This window comes from Fructobacillus sp. ChS1-6f1-1-27, from assembly GCF_059579415.1.
Map to the genome: position 1 here is coordinate 1 of NZ_JCAOER010000002.1, position 15576 is coordinate 15576.

Below are 15576 nucleotides of genomic sequence, written 5' to 3' on the forward strand. Positions count from 1 at the left end.
AACTTTGTCTTCTTTTGATAATTTGGACATAATAAAAACCTCGAAATTTGGTTGTCCAAATTTCGGGGTTCATATCAAAATGGGCTTTTTGCTTGGATTTGTCAAAGTTTTTAAAATTAATTTTCTAGTTTAACATTAGTTTAATCTCAAACTTTTACACTATGTGTATCGATATAGCGATATATCGGACATCAAAAAACTTCATCTCGGCACATCTATAAATACTTCTCTCTAAACCTAATTTATACCTTCTCTCCCGTGCCGAGATGGAGGTTCAGCAGATGAACGACCCCCTCAACTTCAGGGGGCCTTTTTTCTAGAACTTAAGGTAACAAAGACAAAAACGGTCTTTAATCGTTTGGTTAATTTTGTTACAATGAAAGTATCAGTGGCACTATAGTCAGGCCCGACGGACTGGTCAGCTTGGCTAGGCAGCTAACAAAACTAAAGGAGACATCGTTAATGTCATTATTAGAATTACGCAACGTGTCAAAGAACTTCGGTTCTTATAAGGCAATGGATGACGTTTCGTTTTCAGTTGAACCTGGACGAATCGTTGCCTTGATTGGTCCTAACGGAGCTGGTAAGTCAACTACCATGCGGGCCATCACTGGTCTTATGTCTTATGCCGAAGGGGAAGTAATCTTTGACGACGAACCAGTTCGTTTTTCAAAGACCGCTTCCTTGGCAAAGATGGGAAACTTGATTGAATACCCATCTATCTACCCAAACTTCACTGCTCGTGACCACATGGTTTACTATGCAATGGATGCCAAGAATGACCACGCTGACATCGATGAATTGATGGCATTAACCGGTATCGATGGCTCAAAGTTCGGTAAGCGCAAGGCTAAGAAGTTCTCACTTGGAATGAAGCAACGTCTTGGAATTGCCATCGCTTTGATCCGTAACCCTAAGTTGGTTGTTTTGGATGAACCAATGAACGGTTTGGACCCACAATCAGTTCGCGAAATCCGTGACTTGATCCGTAAGCTTTCTGATCAGGGTGTTGCCTTCTTGATTTCATCTCACTTGCTCGATGAATTGCAACGTGTTGCTGATGATGTTGTCATCATCAACCGTGGTAAGATCTTGCGTCGTGGAACAATGAAGGACTTCTTAGCTGAAGGATCTTCAAAGGTCCAAGTTAAGACCAACAATGACGAAAAGATGGTTCAAGTTGCCAAAGACGCTGGCTGGGATGCTAAGATGGGCGACGATGTTGTCTTGATTGCCATTGAAGAAGGGGTAAATGCTCAAGCTGTCTTGACCAAGGCCTCTGAAGCCGGACTTGAAGTTGAAGATATCCACACTGGTCAAGCGAACTTGGAAGACCACTTGTTGGAAGTCTTGTCAACGGATTCAACTCGGGCCTAAGCCTAGTTTAAGATTAAAGGAGAAACTATGTTTACCTTATTAAAACAAGAAACAATGAAGGCTATTAAGCAAAACCGCGTTTATGTCTGGTTGATTATCGCCTTCGTATTGCCACTAATTACTTTGTCACTCTTTATCCCTGAAGCTTACCAAACAACTGGTTATGGCGCATTGGGTGGGTCAACGATTATTGTTTCAATTGGAACAGCAGTTTTGACAGCCTTGTCATTTACCCAAGAATTTAACTTTGGAACGGTCCGTCAGTTGTTGTCACGTCAATACTCACGTTTGACGGTCTTCATCTCAAAGTTCATCATCATCATGATTGAATTTGTCTTGTTGTTGGCTTCTGCTGTTTTGGGAACTTTGCTTGGTCGTTTGATTTTCAAGGCTACTCATAGCGGAATCTTGACGACGTACTACACGGCCATTACTTGGTCACAGTTCTGGATGGCATTGTTCATCAACATCGTTTCTTCACTCTTCGTAATTGGTTTGATTTTGTTGATTTCAACTGCTGCTAAGTCAACTGCTGCAGCAATCTCACTTGGAATTGTGTTGAACGTTGCCACTGGAATCTTGTCAACTTTGACTACTTACTTAGTTCAATTCTGGAACCCATTGAAGTGGAACCCATTCACTGTTTTGGAAGGGGTTCAAGCCTTTGACGGATCTTCATCAGTGAAGGCTTCATTGCACTCATACTTCGGTACTCACGTTTGGATTATGTTCTTAGTTTATGGTATCTATTTGGCTATCATTTACGGTTCATCATTCTGGATTTTCAACCGTCGTTCAGTATAAATTAACAAAAGACTGCTTAAAGCAGTCTTTTTTATTCAAATTTTACCGGCAAATAAAAATAACAAGGGGGTTTGAATGTCACGGGTAAAAGCAATCTATAACGATAAACAACGGATTTTGCGTTTGTACTCCGTTTTAATTTCAAAACAGGCCCTAGAGGTTGCTGAGATTGAAGACTTGTTCTTTGTTGGTCATAAGACGGTCCAGCGCGATATTGCAGAGATTCGTGAATTCCTAGCGGACTTACAACAAGAGGATGAAATAAAGTCAGAGGTGGTTTTCGACCGTAAGACCAAAAAGTACCGGTTAACGGAACGAGAACACCTTTTTGAAGTCTTTGACCGAATTAATTCTCGTGGGACTGGAATTTAAATTTACCGCAAATGAAAAGACCAGACAGGTTAAACCTGTCTGGTCTTTTTGATTAATTATTTTAGTGGACAAAGTAGGTTAGTAAGTCTTCTTCTGAAAGCTTATCCTTGTCTTCGTTTTTAACATCTACGACAACTTGACCGGAGTTTAAGACGATTAACCGGTTACCATACTTCAGGGCATCTGCCAGGTTATGAGTAATCATCAAGGCCGTTAAATCATTATCAACGACTTGATGGTTGGTAGCATCCATCAATTGAGCAGAAGTCTTTGGATCTAAGGCTGCGGTGTGCTCATCTAAAAGCAAAAGGCCGGGCTTTACCTGGGTAGCCATCAGAAACGAAAGGGCTTGGCGTTGGCCACCCGAGAGTGAACCGGCAGCTGTTTGTATCCGGTCTTCTAAGTTATTGCCCATCTTAGCCGTGATTTCACGGTAGTGGTCAAGTTTAGCATTATTTAACCGGCGGTTTTTCAAGGTCCGCTTAGAGCCCCGCTTTTCAGCTAGGAGTAAGTTTTCGGCAACCGTCATCCGAGGGGCAGTCCCCATTTTTGGGTCTTGGAAAACCCGTGCGATAAATGAGGTCCGTTTAACAGCAGGAACGGTCGTGATATCAGCACCATCATGAAAAACTGCGCCAGAACTTAACTCTAGGTCGCCTGAAATGGCATTGAAGAGGGTCGACTTTCCAGCACCGTTAGTTCCTAGTACGGTGATAAAGTCACCTGGGAAAATATCAAGGTTTAACGCCTTTAAAATATCCGTTTCACCATTGACAGTAATTGTGGCATCTTTTAATGAGATAACAGGGTTAGTCATGGTTCTTACCTCCTAACTGGAAAACTTTATCAAGTTTCAAAGCCTTGCGAGCTTGTGGTAAGACCATCGCGCAAGCCAAAATAATTGATGAAATTAAGTTTAAATCGTTGGTTGAGAAACCAAGTTGCAAGACGGCCAACAAGACCAGGCGATAAATAATCGAACCGATAATAACGGAAAGTAACCGTTGATTGAGCGAAAGGTCTCCAAAGGCAACTTCACCAATGATAATTGATGCTAAGGCGATTACAATAATGCCGATTCCCATGTTTATGTCGGCAAAGCCGTTGTTTTGTGCAATGACAGCACCACCAAAGGCAATCAAGCCGTTAGAAACCATCAGACCCATGATTGTCATTTGGTCTGTCTTGATTCCGAAGGCGGAAGCCATCTTGGCGTTATCACCAGTTGCGATAAAGGCTTGACCAAGTTCGGTCTGTAAAAACCAGATCAAGGCTAAGGTGATGACTGTGATAATAATCAAACCAACCACGACACCGTCAAAGTACTTTGGCAAGTCCTTTAGGAATTGAGCAGAAAAGATTGTCTTTTGGTTTAATAAAGAAATATTGGCAGAGCCCATAATTCGTAAGTTAATCGATAAGCAGGCAGTCATCACTAAGATACCCGCTAGCAGGATTGGAATCTTTCCTTTGGTGTAAAGCAGTCCCGTAGCTAAACCAGCAATGGCGCCGACGACAATCGCAGCCAAGGTTGCTAAGTATGGGTTGGTCCCGTGAGCAATTAAGGAAACCGCTGTAGCGGCACCAAGTGGGAAAGATCCTTCAACCGTCATATCGGCGAAGTTTAAAATTCGAAAAGTCAAGAAAAGGGCTAAGCCCAAGACGGCCCAGAGGATACCTTGTGAGATACTCGAAACGATAATTGACATATTAGTAGACCTCCCCGTTTTGCTTAGCCTGTGAAACCAGACTTTCTGGCAGCTTGATGCCAAGTTCCTTAGCCTCTTGTAGGTTAACTGCGTAGTTTCCCTTGGTAACAGACTTAACTGAAATGTTTTCTGGCTTTTCGCCCTTCAAAACCTTAGCAGCAACCAGGCCAGCTTGGTAACCAACTTGATATTGAGAAGTTGAGTAGGTGATTAAGCCACCATCTTTAACCATGGTGTCAGCAGCTGGAATAACAGCAACGTGTGCTTGGTTAGCAACTGAAACCAGCGTCTTCATGGCAGTGGCAACCCCGTTATCTTGAGGAGCATAGATAGCATCTACTTCGCCCGCCATCGTAGTGGCAACTTGTTGCATATCATTAGTAGAAGAAATTGTGTAATTTTTGACCTTGTAGCCATTTTTTTCTAAAAGCTTAGTCATTTTTTTAGCAGAATAAGTACCACCAGCATCAGAAGTTGTTGAGATGACACCAATTGTCTTGGCCTTTGGCAAAACCTGCTTTAAGACCTCTAATTGTTTTTGGAAGGGCGAGTCACCCGAAATACCAGTAACGTTATTACCGGTATGAGCATCAGACTTAACTAACTTTGACCCAGAAGGGTTAGTGATTCCGGCCAAGATGACAGGAGTTTGACCGTTGGCGGCCTTAGCTAATGACAGCGCGGCGGGGGTTGCAATTCCAACCATCAAATCCTCGTTTTTATTAGCGAAGTTCTGCGCCATTGTTTTTAGGTTAGCCTGGTCGGCTTGGGCATTTTGATAGTCAATTTTGACATTTTTGCCTTCAGAATAACCGCCAGCCTTTAAACCAGCCACAACCCCTTCATGGATTTGGTCCAAAGCCGGGTGGGTAACTAGTTGCAAAATCCCGACCGTTAAAGTGCCTTTATGGTGCTTATTTGAGGCATTACCAGTCGTAAAGAATGCCACCACTAAGAATAAGAAAATCAAAGAGGTGACGGACAGTAAGCGTTTGTTCATTTATTCTCTCCTGATCGATTAGCGCCCATTTGGCTTTTAGTGCAAAAAGAAAAGCCTGTCTGGGCGAAGTATTAAACCCAAACAGACTTTAAAATGCATTGCAAAGGAGCCGGTTGGGACAAAACTGTTGTCACAGCTTGTCCTATTCGGCCAAACTGCTTTCCTACCGGCGCCACCATTGACGGTTCGATTGTGTAGCAAATTGAAGCATGATGCTCTCCTTAAAACATTTAAAGTTGAACTAAGCATACAAGACAGGTCGAAAACTGTCAAGAACAAATGATAAAATTCTCAGAATTAGTCGTTAAAGTGGCGGAAACGAACGTCCTCAGCCAAGTAATCTTTGTCTTGAGCTGGCGCTTCGATTGAACCAAATGGCATTTGGCCACGCAATACCCAGTTTTCAGGCAAGTCAAAGGCTTCTTGAACAGCCTTGTTGATCAATGGGTTGTAGTGTTGCAATGACGCACCGATTCCTGCTTCTGCAAGAGACATCCAAACAGCATAAACAGAGATACCAACAGCTTCTTCTGCCCAGTCATCAAAGTTTTCAGCGTAAAGTGGGAAGCCATCCTTCAAGCCTTGAACAATGTTCTTGTCAGTGAAGTACAAAACAGTTCCAAAACCAGCCTTGAAAGCACCGTCAACCTTTGCCTTAGTACCAGCAAAGGCTTCCTCGTCAGGCACAACCTTCTTCAATTCAGCCAAAGTCATGTCCCACAAGCGGTCATGAGCGGCTCCAGTCAAAACAACAGCTTGTGTTGATTGTGAGTTGAAAGCTGAAGGGGTGTTTTCAATAGCATCCTTTACCAAAGTGTAAACTTCTTCAGAACTTTGGTTCAAGTTCTTACCAAGTCCGTAAATTGAGCGACGCTTCTTTTGCAAGTCTAAAAATTCTGCCATGAGTAAATCTCCTTGTAGTTGTATTTTTTTAAAGTACAACACATATGTTATACTACATAACAGAAAAACACAAGGACTTAATTATGAAACCATCACTTCGTTTAACAAATGCCCTCCATATCTTAGTCTACATTGAAGCGGCCAGAGCAACAGATTCCCTAAGTTCTGCAACTTTAGCGGGATCAATTAATACGAATCCATCCCGGGTCCGGGCCTTATTAGCGGACTTACAATCAGCTGAATTAATCAAGCGTGAAGGGGACTACCCTGGTCGCCCTGTTTTGGCCCGTTCTGCTGATGAAATTACCTTTAAGGATGTTTTGGAAGCCGTTGAAGACTGTGCAACAGTCTTTCCACTGGACCATAATACGAACCCAGAGTGCCCAATTGGGTCGTCAATGGAAAGTGCTTTAACAGCTTACTATCAAAGAATTGATCACACGGTGACGACGACAATGGCTGACATGACGTTGGCTGATTTGGCTGGCGATGTTCAAAAGCTGGCCCAACTATCACTTTAACTGAGTATAATGGGTAGCAATGGTAAAAGTTAACTGGACAATTGAAGCAATCGTTGTTTTTGTTGGCGGGGCCCTTGGGGGTTTAGTGCGCTACTTGCTGTCGTTGACACCAGTATTTGGAAAGTGGCCCTTAACAACACTGATGATTAATTGGTTGGGAGCGTTTTTACTGGCCTTTTTGGCGATGTACTTAAAAGAAGTGCTCGCCCGGCCTAAGTATTGGCAATCGTTTTTAGGAACGGGTGTCTTAGGTGGCTTTACGACCTTTGGGACAATGATTGGGCAGTTTGTGATTTTGAGTCGAACTGCCTACTGGTTGGCCGACCTATACCTTTTTGCTAGTATTTTCGGTGCAATTGTTTGGGTCTTGCTTGGCCAGTTACTGGCCAACCGTATGATTCCCAACCAACGCCATGCAAAGGGGGCCCACCATGCTTGAAAAAATGTTATTGGTGATGACAGGTGCTGGGTTCGGGGCCTTATCTCGGTACTTGGTCTTGATGGTTTGGCCAAGTAAGTTTCGGATAACGACCGGCGTTTTTGCCGTCAATCTGTTAGGTTCCTTCCTCCTAGGCTTTGCCATTAGTGCCAAACAGGGAGCAGATTTTGCCCTACTAACGCAAACCGGTTTTCTCGGTGGGCTAACGACCTTTTCAACGATGATGACCCAGTCGGCTGACCAAGATAATTTTTCTGGTCAACTTTTTTACCTCTTTTTACAAGTAGTCTTAGGAATCGCTGCCTTTCTTTTGGGTCAGTGGTTAATTATCTTTATTTAATGAACAAATTGGAGTAATTTATGGCAAAAATAGCAGTAATTGTCGATTCATCAGCCGCATTGCCAGCGGCTATTCGGCAAACGCACGGGATTGAAGAAGTCGCCGTGCCAATTTTATTTGGAGAAGAAAGTTACCTTGGTGGACAAGATATTTCAACACTGGCGGACTTAATAGCCATGATTAAAGAAAAGGATGTTTTGCCAACCACCTCACAACCTAGTCCGGCAGAGTGGGAAATGGCCTTGAACCAAGCCAAGAATGCGGGTTATGACCAGGCGGTGATTATTACCCTATCATCAGGAATTTCTGGGGCCTATCAAACGGCTAAGTTGGTGGCAGATGGCTTCGATGGTCTGCATGAAATTTTGGTCGTTGATTCAAAGTTAACCAACGCTGGCGAAGCAGCCCAGGCGCAATTAGCTGCTGGTTTGGCCAAAAAAGGTGCGACATTGGCAGAAATTAACGACCAGCTGGTAAACTTCCAAAAGACATTGGGCGTTCGCTTTGTGGTCAACGACATTTCGCACTTGAAGCGGACAGGGCGGCTGTCACGGGGCCAGGCTCTGGTTGGTGGTTTACTAAATATCAAGCCGCTGTTGGATTTTGATATCCTAGGCGATGGTAAAATTGGTGCGGTTGGTAAGGCCCGAAAAATGTCTGGAGCTAAGGACCAAATCCAAGAAGCCTTCGAAAATTATTTAAAGGAAGTTTCTTTTCCTGTCCGTGCCTATGTAATTGATGGTAATAATGCTAAATTAGGCGATAAGTGGTTGAAGGACTTCCAGGCTAAGTATCCAGCTGTTGAATTTGAACGGTTTAGCATGGACCCAGTTATCGGAGTTCACACCGGTGATGCAGGAATGGCCTTGATTTGGTCAAAAGACTGGCAAACTATTGTTGAAAATTTTAATGCATAAAAAAAGACAGCCGATTGGCTGTCTTTTTTGCTTTCACTACTTTAGGCTACTTGCTTAACTGTCAAAGCGGGGTCAAGGGCGCCGTTCTTACCAGCAAGTGAGTAACGCAAGTACTTGGCATCAACATCAACGGTCATGTTTTCATCCATTTGGTCTGTTGAATATGGCTTGGCGTAAACATCGCCGAGGTTGGACTTGATAACTGAACCAAAGTCAGACAAGTCCTTGTCTTGGTTGACAAATACGAGGTTAAATGACAAATCCAATGTGCAGTTCGCTTCATCTGAGAATGGGCCAACCCCGTCGTCAAAGTCTAAGACAATCTTAACGTCATCACCCAAAAACTTTTGCAAGTGGTCCATAGCAGCTTGTGTAAATGTGATTTCCATGATAATTCCTCCAATTCATCTTAATTACAATTACTAGTATACCGAAAAATTACGAATGTGTCAAAAATGGTATAGTTTTATTTTTTCAAAAAATCAACACCAAAAAATCGTGGTAAAATAGTAGCACTACGTTTAATTTAAGTTGAAGGATGTTTTCTTATGAAAAAGCGCGGAAAAGCCTACCAAATTGTCTACGAAGTTTTAAACGCCGTGACTCATGGTTTAGGTTTTATTTTGGCGGTGGTCGCAGCCGTCTTTTTGTTAGTGAAAGTGGCCAAGGGGCACGCATCTGGTTTTGAACTGACGGCCGTGATTGTCTATGTGACCTCAATTTCACTTTTCTTATTGGCCTCGACTTTGTTTCACTCCTTGGTCTTCACGAAGGCTGCTAAGGTTTTTCAGTTTATGGATCATGCTGGTATCTACCTCGTGATTTTAGGGTCGTATACGCCTTATACTTGGTTGGTTATCCAAGGTGGCTGGGGTTGGGGAATCTGGCTATCGATTTTGCTAATGACTTTGGCTGGGTTGACCTATGACCTGTTCTTGGTCGGCAAATACCCTTGGTTATCAGTTTTGATTTACCTCGTGATGGGTTGGCTAATCTTGGTTGCCATGCCAATTTTGTGGTCGGCCTTACTGCCTTCAGCCTTTTGGTTACTGTTAATTGGCGGCATTGTTTATTCTTTGGGAACAATTTTTTATTTAGTACCTAAAATCCCAATGGGGCACGTTTACTGGCACGTTTTTGTCTTGCTTGGCGCGGGATTAATGTACTTTTCAATCTACATCACGCTATAATAAGGCAAAGGAAGGTTATTTATGACCAAGTTAAATTATGATTACCAAAGTGCCTGGACCTACACGACCAAGACACCATACGAATCACCGATTGATATTCGAACCAAGGACTTAGTTGAGGGAACACCACTAGAAATTGACTGGTCAGACTTCACCAATAGCCGATTCACCCGTGACCAAGCAGTTAACGGGGACCAATTTTTCGTTGACGGGCAAATTAAAGTCAACCGCGAGGACTTTCAAGTTATCCGCTTTCACTACCATGATGGGGCCGAACACTTAATTGACGGGAACCGTGCTGCTGGTGAGTTACACTTTGTTTGCCAAAACCAAGCTGGGCAAGTCATGGTCTTAGCAATTTATGTGGAAAAAGCCGACCAACAAGCCGATTTATTCACACCGTTGATTCAAGAGGGGAATTACCAAGTTTCCTTGGCGGCCTTTTTGCCAGAGAAAATTCAAACAGCCTATACTTACACGGGCTCACTGACTACGCCACCGATCCAAGCCGACATTAAATGGTTGATTCTGGCTGAACCGATTGGCATTAACAGCAAGGACTTAGTCGCCTTTAAAAAGGAATACCCAGAAAACCACCGAGAAGATCAAGCTTTAGCCGGCCGACAGGTGACCAGTCATGCAGTCCTCTAAGTACTGAAAGAGATGGCTTGATCAGAAGGTATTCTTGACGATGCCTTAGGTCAAGCGTAAACTAAAAGACCGTTTAGGCGGTCTTTTTTTATGTAATTTTATTTAGAAGTGAGGCAAAAATGGCAGAAAGTCAGATGACCTTTTCTCAGGTCAAAAAGGCTGCCCTGGTGATTGCGGCGGCCTTGTTTATGCAAATGCTCGATTCCACCATTGTGACGACGGCCTTGCCCCAGGTGGCAAAAGACCTAAAGGTCCAGCAAAGTACAGCATCTTTGCTGGTGTCAATTTACATGCTTTTTGCGGCGATTTTTATTCCTTTGTCCGGCTGGCTGGCAAAGAAAGTGCGTCGCAAGACCCTCTTTTTAATTGCGGTTGCACTCTTTACCCTTTCATCGGTGATGGCCGGCTTGTTTAATAATCTAACTTACCTACTAGTGATGCGGGCAATTCAGGGAACGGCAGGGGCCTTAATGGTCCCGGTTGGCCGGTTGATTATTCTAGAAAACACCGAACCGAAGAAGATGCTCCAGGTCTTGTCTTACTTGGTTTGGCCGGCCTTGTTGGCACCAGCAATCGCACCACTACTAGGTGGCTACATTATTGATGCCTTATCTTGGCACTGGATTTTCTTTTTAAACTTGCCAATCGGAATCTTGATTATCCTGTTTGGGGCTTTCTTGATTGTTGATGATAATGAACGGGTGGACCAGCCTTTTGATTTTTCCGGCTTTTTCTTAGTCGCTTTAGCGGGTGGCGGTCTATTGGTTGCTGCTGAAGTTTTGTCCCGCGGCTTGAACCTTTTTGCCATCGGTCTTTCGATCTTAGTTTTGGCACTGGTCTTCTTTTACTTTGCTTGGCGACACTTACAACAGGTCGAGCAACCATTGTTCTCGCTGGATTCGCTGAAGGTTAAAACTTTCCGGATTTACCAAACTGGTGGAGCCATCTTCTGGATGACAATCGGAGCATTGCCATACCTCCTAACGTTGGTTTTGCAGGTGGCCTTCCACTGGAGCCCGGTATCTGCGGGGGCCTTTGTGATCTTTATTTTCGTTGGGAACATTGCTATTAAACCGTTTACCACGCCAATTATTCGAAAAATGGGCTATAAGTATTCATTAACGCTGGCCCTTTTGATGGCGACAACAGCTAGCTTCTTGATGGCCCTGTTCCAGATCAATACAGCTAAAGCCTGGATTGCCGTTGTGGCCTTTTTGTCAGGGGTCGGTCGGTCATTGGCTTTAACTTCATACAATACTTTGTCATATTCCGATTTATCCAAGGAAGAAAAAAATTCGGCTAATACGCTGACCTCGGTTGTGCAAATGCTATCGCAAGCCCTTGGGGTTGGAATTGTGGCGACAATCGAATCACTTCTGGCCCAAGTGGTCTCGGTTACGCTGGCTTACCAATTAACCTTGGCCATTGTTGGTCTCTTTTCAATTTACCCATTGTTAGAGGTCTTAGCTTTACCAAAAGATGCCGGGGCGAATACTCTTAGTTAAATTTAATAAAACAAAACCAGTTATTGTTATAACTGGTTTTTTTATTTGCAATTATTCTCAGAAATAGGGATAATAACAACAAGTAATGATTTTAAAGGAGGGCAAGATGACGACAAAGTACCAAGATGACTTTTACAAAGCGGTGAACGGTGACTGGATTGACCAAGCCGAAATTCCAGCTGATAAGCCAGCCACCGGTGGTTTTTATGACTTACGTGACCAAATCGAAGATTTGGAACGGCAGGTGTTAAAAGAAATTGAAGCCGGAAAAAAGGAACCAGACCCAGTTTTGAAGGAATTTTTAGCCCTCCACCAATTGACCAAAGACTGGGATAAGCGAGGTTACGACGAGGCTGGTCAAGTTCAAACTTACCTGGAACCGATTTTTGACTTGGATTCCTGGCAGGACTACCAAGACCAAGAGGCTGATTTGATTAAAAAGTCTTACACGGTACCGCTTGCTTTAACGGTTAGCCCGGATTCAAAAAATACAGCTCGAAATGAACTTTGGCTGGCTGACCCAGACATCATTTTGCCAGATGTGACCTCTTACCAAGACGAAGACCAAAAAGAAGAACTGCTAGCAGTTTGGAAAAAGATGGTGAACCGGCTTTTGGCCCGGTTTGGCTTTGGTGAAAAAGAAAGTTTGGACATGATTGAAAAGGCGGTGGCCTTTGACCAGTTACTGGCTGAGCGAGAAAGTTCACGAGAAGCTTTGTCGGATTCATGGAAGAACTACCACCCCAAGACGACGGCTGAATTAGCTAAACTGGTACCGGATTACCAGGTTCAAAAAACATTATCGGCAGTTGTTGGTGCGGATGTTTCGAAGGTAATTGTCTTTGATGGTCCGTTCTTTGAGAAGGCCAATGAAGTTTACCGTGAAGAAAACTTCGAATTGATGAAGGCTTGGATGGTTGTTCAAAATGTTTTGGAAATTGCACCATTTTTGAGTGACAAGAGCCGGGTGACGGCTGGACGTTATGGCCGGCACCTGTCAGGCGCAAAAGAAGCGGTTAGCCCAGAAAAGGCTGCCTTCAGGCAGGCCCGGGCCTTCTTTGCCCAAGTGGTTGGCCAATGGTATGGTCAAACTTACTTTGGTACAAAGGCCAAGGCGGATGTGGCCAAGATGGTCCAAGACTTAATTGCCGTTTATGACCAGCGCTTTGATACCAATGACTGGTTGTCTGAGGATACTCGGGCTGAGGCCAAGAAAAAGTTGGCTGCTTTGCAGGTCAAGGTTGGCTACCCTGACCAGTTGCCAGCATACTTGTTGGACCGGAAGGTTGACTTACAAAAGTCCCTGTTGGAAAACATCCAAGTCTTTTCAGAAGCAGCAGTTAAAGACCACTTTTCTAAATGGGGCCAGGCCCCGGACAAGACTCGATGGGGGATGTCAGCGGATACGGTTAACGCTTATTATTCACCCGACTTTAACGAAATCGTCTTTCCGGCTGCCATTTTGCAAGCGCCGTTTTATGACTATGGTCAATCGGCCAGTCAAAACTTTGGTGGAATTGGGACGGTGATTGCCCACGAAATTACCCACGCCTTTGATACTAATGGGGCGCACTACGATGAAAACGGAAACTTGAAGGAATGGTGGACCAAGCAAGACTTTGCCAACTTTGAAAAGCAAACCGACCAAGTAGTAGCCTTGTTTGATGGGCAAGATTCAGCCGGCGCTAAAATCAATGGGCATTTGACCGTTTCGGAAAACGTGGCGGACTTGGGTGGCGTATCAGCAGCGCTAGCGGCTGCGAAGGGTCAAGCAGACTTTGATGCAAAAGCCTTCTTTATTAACTTTGCGACGCTTTGGCGGCAAAAAGCATCACCAGCTTACATGGCGATGCTAGCTAAGATTGACGTTCATGCACCGGCCAAGTTACGAACGAACTTAATTCTGCCGAACTTTTTGGACTTCTATCAGACCTTTGAAGTCAAAGAGGGGGATGGAATGTTTGCCAAAAAAGCAGACCGGATTCAGATTTGGTAAAAGTAAATTTGGAAAGCAGGCAAAAGCCTGCTTTTTTAATGGAATTTTTTTCAGAAAAACCTTGCCAGTCTAGGGAAATGTTGGTATTATAGAATAGTTGCAAAACAAATGGGAGTGTAGCGAAGTCTGGCTAAACGCGACGGACTGTAACTCCGTTCCTTCGGGTTCGTAGGTTCGAATCCTACCGCTCCCATTGCCAAGCTTCTGGCAAAATAGAAGCATTGCCCCTTGGCCAAGTGGTAAGGCAGAGGTTTTTGGTACCTCCATGCGCTGGTTCGATCCCAGCAGGGGCAATCAGCTCAGTCGGTTCTTAATTTGAACCGGCTTTTTTTGTGCTTACTTTTCCAACGAAATCAAGGAATTGTCTGTGTTTTTCCGGGCAAATTCAACCAAAGTCCAAGACATTTGCTAGCATTTGCTTTATAATTGGTCTTGTTAAAAAGAAAAATTAATTGGAGGCAATTATGGCAAAATTAGCAGTAACTGACTTGGCCTTGGCAGGTAAGAAAGTTTTGATGCGTGTGGACTTTAACGTCCCAATCAAGGATGGTGTGATCGGTAATGATAACCGAATCGTGGCGGCTTTGCCAACCATTAAGCACGTGATCGCTGAAAACGGTCGGGCAATTTTGTTCTCACACTTGGGCCGGATTAAGTCAGAAGATGACAAGCCAGGTTTGTCACTTGCTCCTGTTGCAAAGCGCTTGGGCGAATTGCTTGGACAAGAAGTCATTTTTGTTCCTGAAACTCGTGGCGCTAAGTTGGAACAAGCGGTTGCTGACTTGAAGGACGGACAAGTCTTGATGGTTGAAAACACTCGTTATGAAGATGTTCATGACGGGGAACAAGTTAAGCTGGAATCAAAGAACGACCCTGAATTGGGTAAGTACTGGGCTTCACTTGGTGATGACTTGTTCATCAACGATGCTTTTGGAACTGCTCACCGTTCTCACGCTTCAAACGTTGGAATCGCTTCAAACGTTGACCAAGCTGCTGCTGGGTTCTTGATGGAAAAGGAAATCAAGTTCTTGGGTGACGCTGTTGATACACCAAAGCGTCCATTTGTTGCCATTATTGGTGGTGCCAAGGTTTCTGACAAGATTGAAGTTGTTCAATCATTGTTGAAGAAGGCCGACAAGGTTATCATTGGTGGTGGAATGGCTTACACTTTCGATGCCGCTAAGGGTAACAAGATTGGTAACTCATTGTTTGAAGAAGACAAGGTTGCCTTGGCTAAAGAATTGATGGACAAGGCTGGCGACCAATTGGTTTTGCCAATTGATGCTGTTGCCGCAGATAAGTTTGCCAACGATGCCAAGACTGAAACGGTTGATTCAGCTGCTGGTATTCCTGATGGCTACATGGGCTTGGACATCGGTCCTAAGTCAGTTGCCTTGTTTAAGGAAGTTTTGTCAGATGCCAAGACGGTTGTTTGGAACGGCCCAATGGGTGTCTTTGAAATGGAAAACTTCGCCAAGGGTACTTTGGCAATCGGAAACGCCTTGGTTGATGTAACCAAGAATGGTGGTTCAACGATTGTTGGTGGTGGTGATTCAACTGCCGCTGTTCAAGCCTTGGGTGTTGCTGACCAATTGTCACACATCTCAACTGGTGGTGGCGCTTCACTTGAATACTTGGAAGGTAAGACTTTGCCAGGTATCCAATCATTGACTAACAAGTAAAATATTTGTTTTAAGAGGGCAGACTTCGGGCTGCCCTCTTTTTTGTTCTGTTAAAAACGAACAATATAAAAGTTGACAATTGTAAACTAAAAATAAAACGAATTTTCTATCAAATTAGAATGGTTTTCCTTTTTAATTTCTAAAATTTAGCGTATAATAATAGCAAGAAA

The 15576-nt window shown here is 43.9% G+C and carries 17 protein-coding genes and 2 tRNA genes; 14 read left to right on the forward strand and 5 right to left on the reverse strand.

Going from position 1 to position 15576, the window contains the following annotated elements; genetic code table 11:
- Positions 1–462 precede the first annotated feature (462 nt).
- From AC5162_RS00990 to AC5162_RS01000, 3 genes are all read left to right on the forward strand, one after another.
- Positions 463–1377 (forward strand): ABC transporter ATP-binding protein, encoded by a 915-nt coding sequence (locus AC5162_RS00990; RefSeq protein WP_496533403.1) that lies wholly within the window; start codon positions 463–465, stop codon positions 1375–1377.
- A 27-nt stretch (positions 1378–1404) separates the two neighbouring features.
- Positions 1405–2181 (forward strand): DUF2705 family protein, encoded by a 777-nt coding sequence (locus tag AC5162_RS00995; protein ID WP_496533404.1) that lies wholly within the window; start codon positions 1405–1407, stop codon positions 2179–2181.
- Positions 2182–2256: 75 nt separating this feature from the next.
- Positions 2257–2553, forward strand: a complete 297-nt coding sequence (locus AC5162_RS01000; protein ID WP_496533405.1) for a kinase — start codon at positions 2257–2259, stop codon at positions 2551–2553.
- A 61-nt stretch (positions 2554–2614) separates the two neighbouring features.
- Here AC5162_RS01000 and AC5162_RS01005 read toward each other — a convergent pair whose 3' ends face one another.
- The 4 genes from AC5162_RS01005 to AC5162_RS01020 all read right to left on the reverse strand — a co-directional run bounded on the left by AC5162_RS01005 (position 2615) and on the right by AC5162_RS01020 (position 6165).
- Positions 2615–3370 carry an ABC transporter ATP-binding protein gene (locus AC5162_RS01005; protein ID WP_496533406.1) on the reverse strand — a complete coding sequence of 252 codons (756 nt, stop codon included), beginning with the start codon at positions 3368–3370 and terminating at the stop codon, positions 2615–2617.
- Complete coding sequence (locus AC5162_RS01010) at positions 3363–4262, reverse strand: ABC transporter permease (protein WP_496533407.1); 900 nt, start codon at positions 4260–4262, stop codon at positions 3363–3365. Before AC5162_RS01010 ends, AC5162_RS01005 begins: the two co-directional genes overlap by 8 nt.
- A gap of 1 nt (position 4263) precedes the next feature.
- Positions 4264–5262, reverse strand: a complete 999-nt coding sequence (trpX, locus tag AC5162_RS01015; RefSeq protein WP_496533408.1) for a tryptophan ABC transporter substrate-binding protein — start codon at positions 5260–5262, stop codon at positions 4264–4266.
- Positions 5263–5559: 297 nt separating this feature from the next.
- Positions 5560–6165, reverse strand: a complete 606-nt coding sequence (locus tag AC5162_RS01020) for a nitroreductase family protein (RefSeq protein ID WP_496533409.1) — start codon at positions 6163–6165, stop codon at positions 5560–5562.
- A gap of 83 nt (positions 6166–6248) precedes the next feature.
- Between AC5162_RS01020 and AC5162_RS01025 the strand changes: the two genes are divergently transcribed.
- The 4 genes from AC5162_RS01025 to AC5162_RS01040 are packed head-to-tail and all read left to right on the forward strand — an operon-like array spanning position 6249 to position 8382.
- The gene (locus tag AC5162_RS01025) at positions 6249–6686 is read left to right on the forward strand and encodes an Rrf2 family transcriptional regulator (RefSeq protein WP_496533410.1); all 438 of its coding nucleotides are present in this window, start codon (positions 6249–6251) and stop codon (positions 6684–6686) included.
- Between the two features lie 19 nt (positions 6687–6705).
- Positions 6706–7125, forward strand: a complete 420-nt coding sequence (locus tag AC5162_RS01030; RefSeq protein ID WP_496533411.1) for a fluoride efflux transporter FluC — start codon at positions 6706–6708, stop codon at positions 7123–7125.
- Positions 7118–7465 carry a fluoride efflux transporter FluC gene (locus tag AC5162_RS01035; RefSeq protein ID WP_496533412.1) on the forward strand — a complete coding sequence of 116 codons (348 nt, stop codon included), beginning with the start codon at positions 7118–7120 and terminating at the stop codon, positions 7463–7465. The genes AC5162_RS01030 and AC5162_RS01035 overlap by 8 nt, the downstream gene beginning before the upstream one ends.
- A gap of 20 nt (positions 7466–7485) precedes the next feature.
- Positions 7486–8382, forward strand: a complete 897-nt coding sequence (locus AC5162_RS01040; RefSeq protein WP_496533413.1) for a DegV family protein — start codon at positions 7486–7488, stop codon at positions 8380–8382.
- Between the two features lie 41 nt (positions 8383–8423).
- On the opposite strand, the gene AC5162_RS01045 is transcribed toward AC5162_RS01040, so the two are convergent.
- Complete coding sequence (locus tag AC5162_RS01045; RefSeq protein WP_496533414.1) at positions 8424–8771, reverse strand: iron-sulfur cluster biosynthesis family protein; 348 nt, start codon at positions 8769–8771, stop codon at positions 8424–8426.
- A 159-nt stretch (positions 8772–8930) separates the two neighbouring features.
- Here AC5162_RS01045 and trhA point away from each other — a divergent pair, with 159 nt between their 5' ends.
- The 7 genes from trhA (at position 8931) to AC5162_RS01080 (ending at position 15406) form a co-directional block, all read left to right on the forward strand.
- Positions 8931–9572, forward strand: coding sequence for a PAQR family membrane homeostasis protein TrhA (trhA, locus tag AC5162_RS01050; protein WP_496533415.1), 642 nt, complete (start codon positions 8931–8933; stop codon positions 9570–9572).
- A 21-nt stretch (positions 9573–9593) separates the two neighbouring features.
- A complete protein-coding gene (locus tag AC5162_RS01055) occupies positions 9594–10223 on the forward strand; it encodes a carbonic anhydrase family protein (protein WP_496533416.1) in 630 nt (209 codons plus the stop codon).
- A gap of 119 nt (positions 10224–10342) precedes the next feature.
- Entirely contained in the window at positions 10343–11728 is a 1386-nt protein-coding gene (locus tag AC5162_RS01060; protein WP_496533417.1) for an MFS transporter, read from the forward strand.
- Positions 11729–11834: 106 nt separating this feature from the next.
- Positions 11835–13724: a M13-type metalloendopeptidase gene (locus AC5162_RS01065; protein WP_496533418.1), complete on the forward strand. Its 1890-nt coding sequence runs from the start codon at positions 11835–11837 to the stop codon at positions 13722–13724.
- A gap of 110 nt (positions 13725–13834) precedes the next feature.
- Positions 13835–13917, forward strand: a tRNA-Tyr gene (locus AC5162_RS01070).
- Positions 13918–13946: 29 nt separating this feature from the next.
- Positions 13947–14018: transfer RNA gene (locus AC5162_RS01075), tRNA-Gln, on the forward strand.
- 170 nt (positions 14019–14188) lie between these two features.
- Entirely contained in the window at positions 14189–15406 is a 1218-nt protein-coding gene (locus tag AC5162_RS01080; RefSeq protein WP_496533419.1) for a phosphoglycerate kinase, read from the forward strand.
- The last annotated feature ends 170 nt before the right edge of the window (positions 15407–15576 follow it).

Excerpts from the sequence above, each read along its gene's own strand:
- AC5162_RS00990 (WP_496533403.1), top strand. The coding sequence starts at position 463 with ATGTCATTATTAGAATTACGCAACGTGTCAAAGAACTTCGGTTCTTAT.
- AC5162_RS00995 (WP_496533404.1), top strand. The coding sequence starts at position 1,405 with ATGTTTACCTTATTAAAACAAGAAACAATGAAGGCTATTAAGCAAAAC.
- AC5162_RS01000 (WP_496533405.1), top strand. The coding sequence starts at position 2,257 with ATGTCACGGGTAAAAGCAATCTATAACGATAAACAACGGATTTTGCGT.
- AC5162_RS01005 (WP_496533406.1), bottom strand. The coding sequence starts at position 3,370 with ATGACTAACCCTGTTATCTCATTAAAAGATGCCACAATTACTGTCAAT.
- AC5162_RS01010 (WP_496533407.1), bottom strand. The coding sequence starts at position 4,262 with ATGTCAATTATCGTTTCGAGTATCTCACAAGGTATCCTCTGGGCCGTC.
- trpX (WP_496533408.1), bottom strand. The coding sequence starts at position 5,262 with ATGAACAAACGCTTACTGTCCGTCACCTCTTTGATTTTCTTATTCTTA.
- AC5162_RS01020 (WP_496533409.1), bottom strand. The coding sequence starts at position 6,165 with ATGGCAGAATTTTTAGACTTGCAAAAGAAGCGTCGCTCAATTTACGGA.
- AC5162_RS01025 (WP_496533410.1), top strand. The coding sequence starts at position 6,249 with ATGAAACCATCACTTCGTTTAACAAATGCCCTCCATATCTTAGTCTAC.
- AC5162_RS01030 (WP_496533411.1), top strand. The coding sequence starts at position 6,706 with ATGGTAAAAGTTAACTGGACAATTGAAGCAATCGTTGTTTTTGTTGGC.
- AC5162_RS01035 (WP_496533412.1), top strand. The coding sequence starts at position 7,118 with ATGCTTGAAAAAATGTTATTGGTGATGACAGGTGCTGGGTTCGGGGCC.
- AC5162_RS01040 (WP_496533413.1), top strand. The coding sequence starts at position 7,486 with ATGGCAAAAATAGCAGTAATTGTCGATTCATCAGCCGCATTGCCAGCG.
- AC5162_RS01045 (WP_496533414.1), bottom strand. The coding sequence starts at position 8,771 with ATGGAAATCACATTTACACAAGCTGCTATGGACCACTTGCAAAAGTTT.
- trhA (WP_496533415.1), top strand. The coding sequence starts at position 8,931 with ATGAAAAAGCGCGGAAAAGCCTACCAAATTGTCTACGAAGTTTTAAAC.
- AC5162_RS01055 (WP_496533416.1), top strand. The coding sequence starts at position 9,594 with ATGACCAAGTTAAATTATGATTACCAAAGTGCCTGGACCTACACGACC.
- AC5162_RS01060 (WP_496533417.1), top strand. The coding sequence starts at position 10,343 with ATGGCAGAAAGTCAGATGACCTTTTCTCAGGTCAAAAAGGCTGCCCTG.
- AC5162_RS01065 (WP_496533418.1), top strand. The coding sequence starts at position 11,835 with ATGACGACAAAGTACCAAGATGACTTTTACAAAGCGGTGAACGGTGAC.
- AC5162_RS01080 (WP_496533419.1), top strand. The coding sequence starts at position 14,189 with ATGGCAAAATTAGCAGTAACTGACTTGGCCTTGGCAGGTAAGAAAGTT.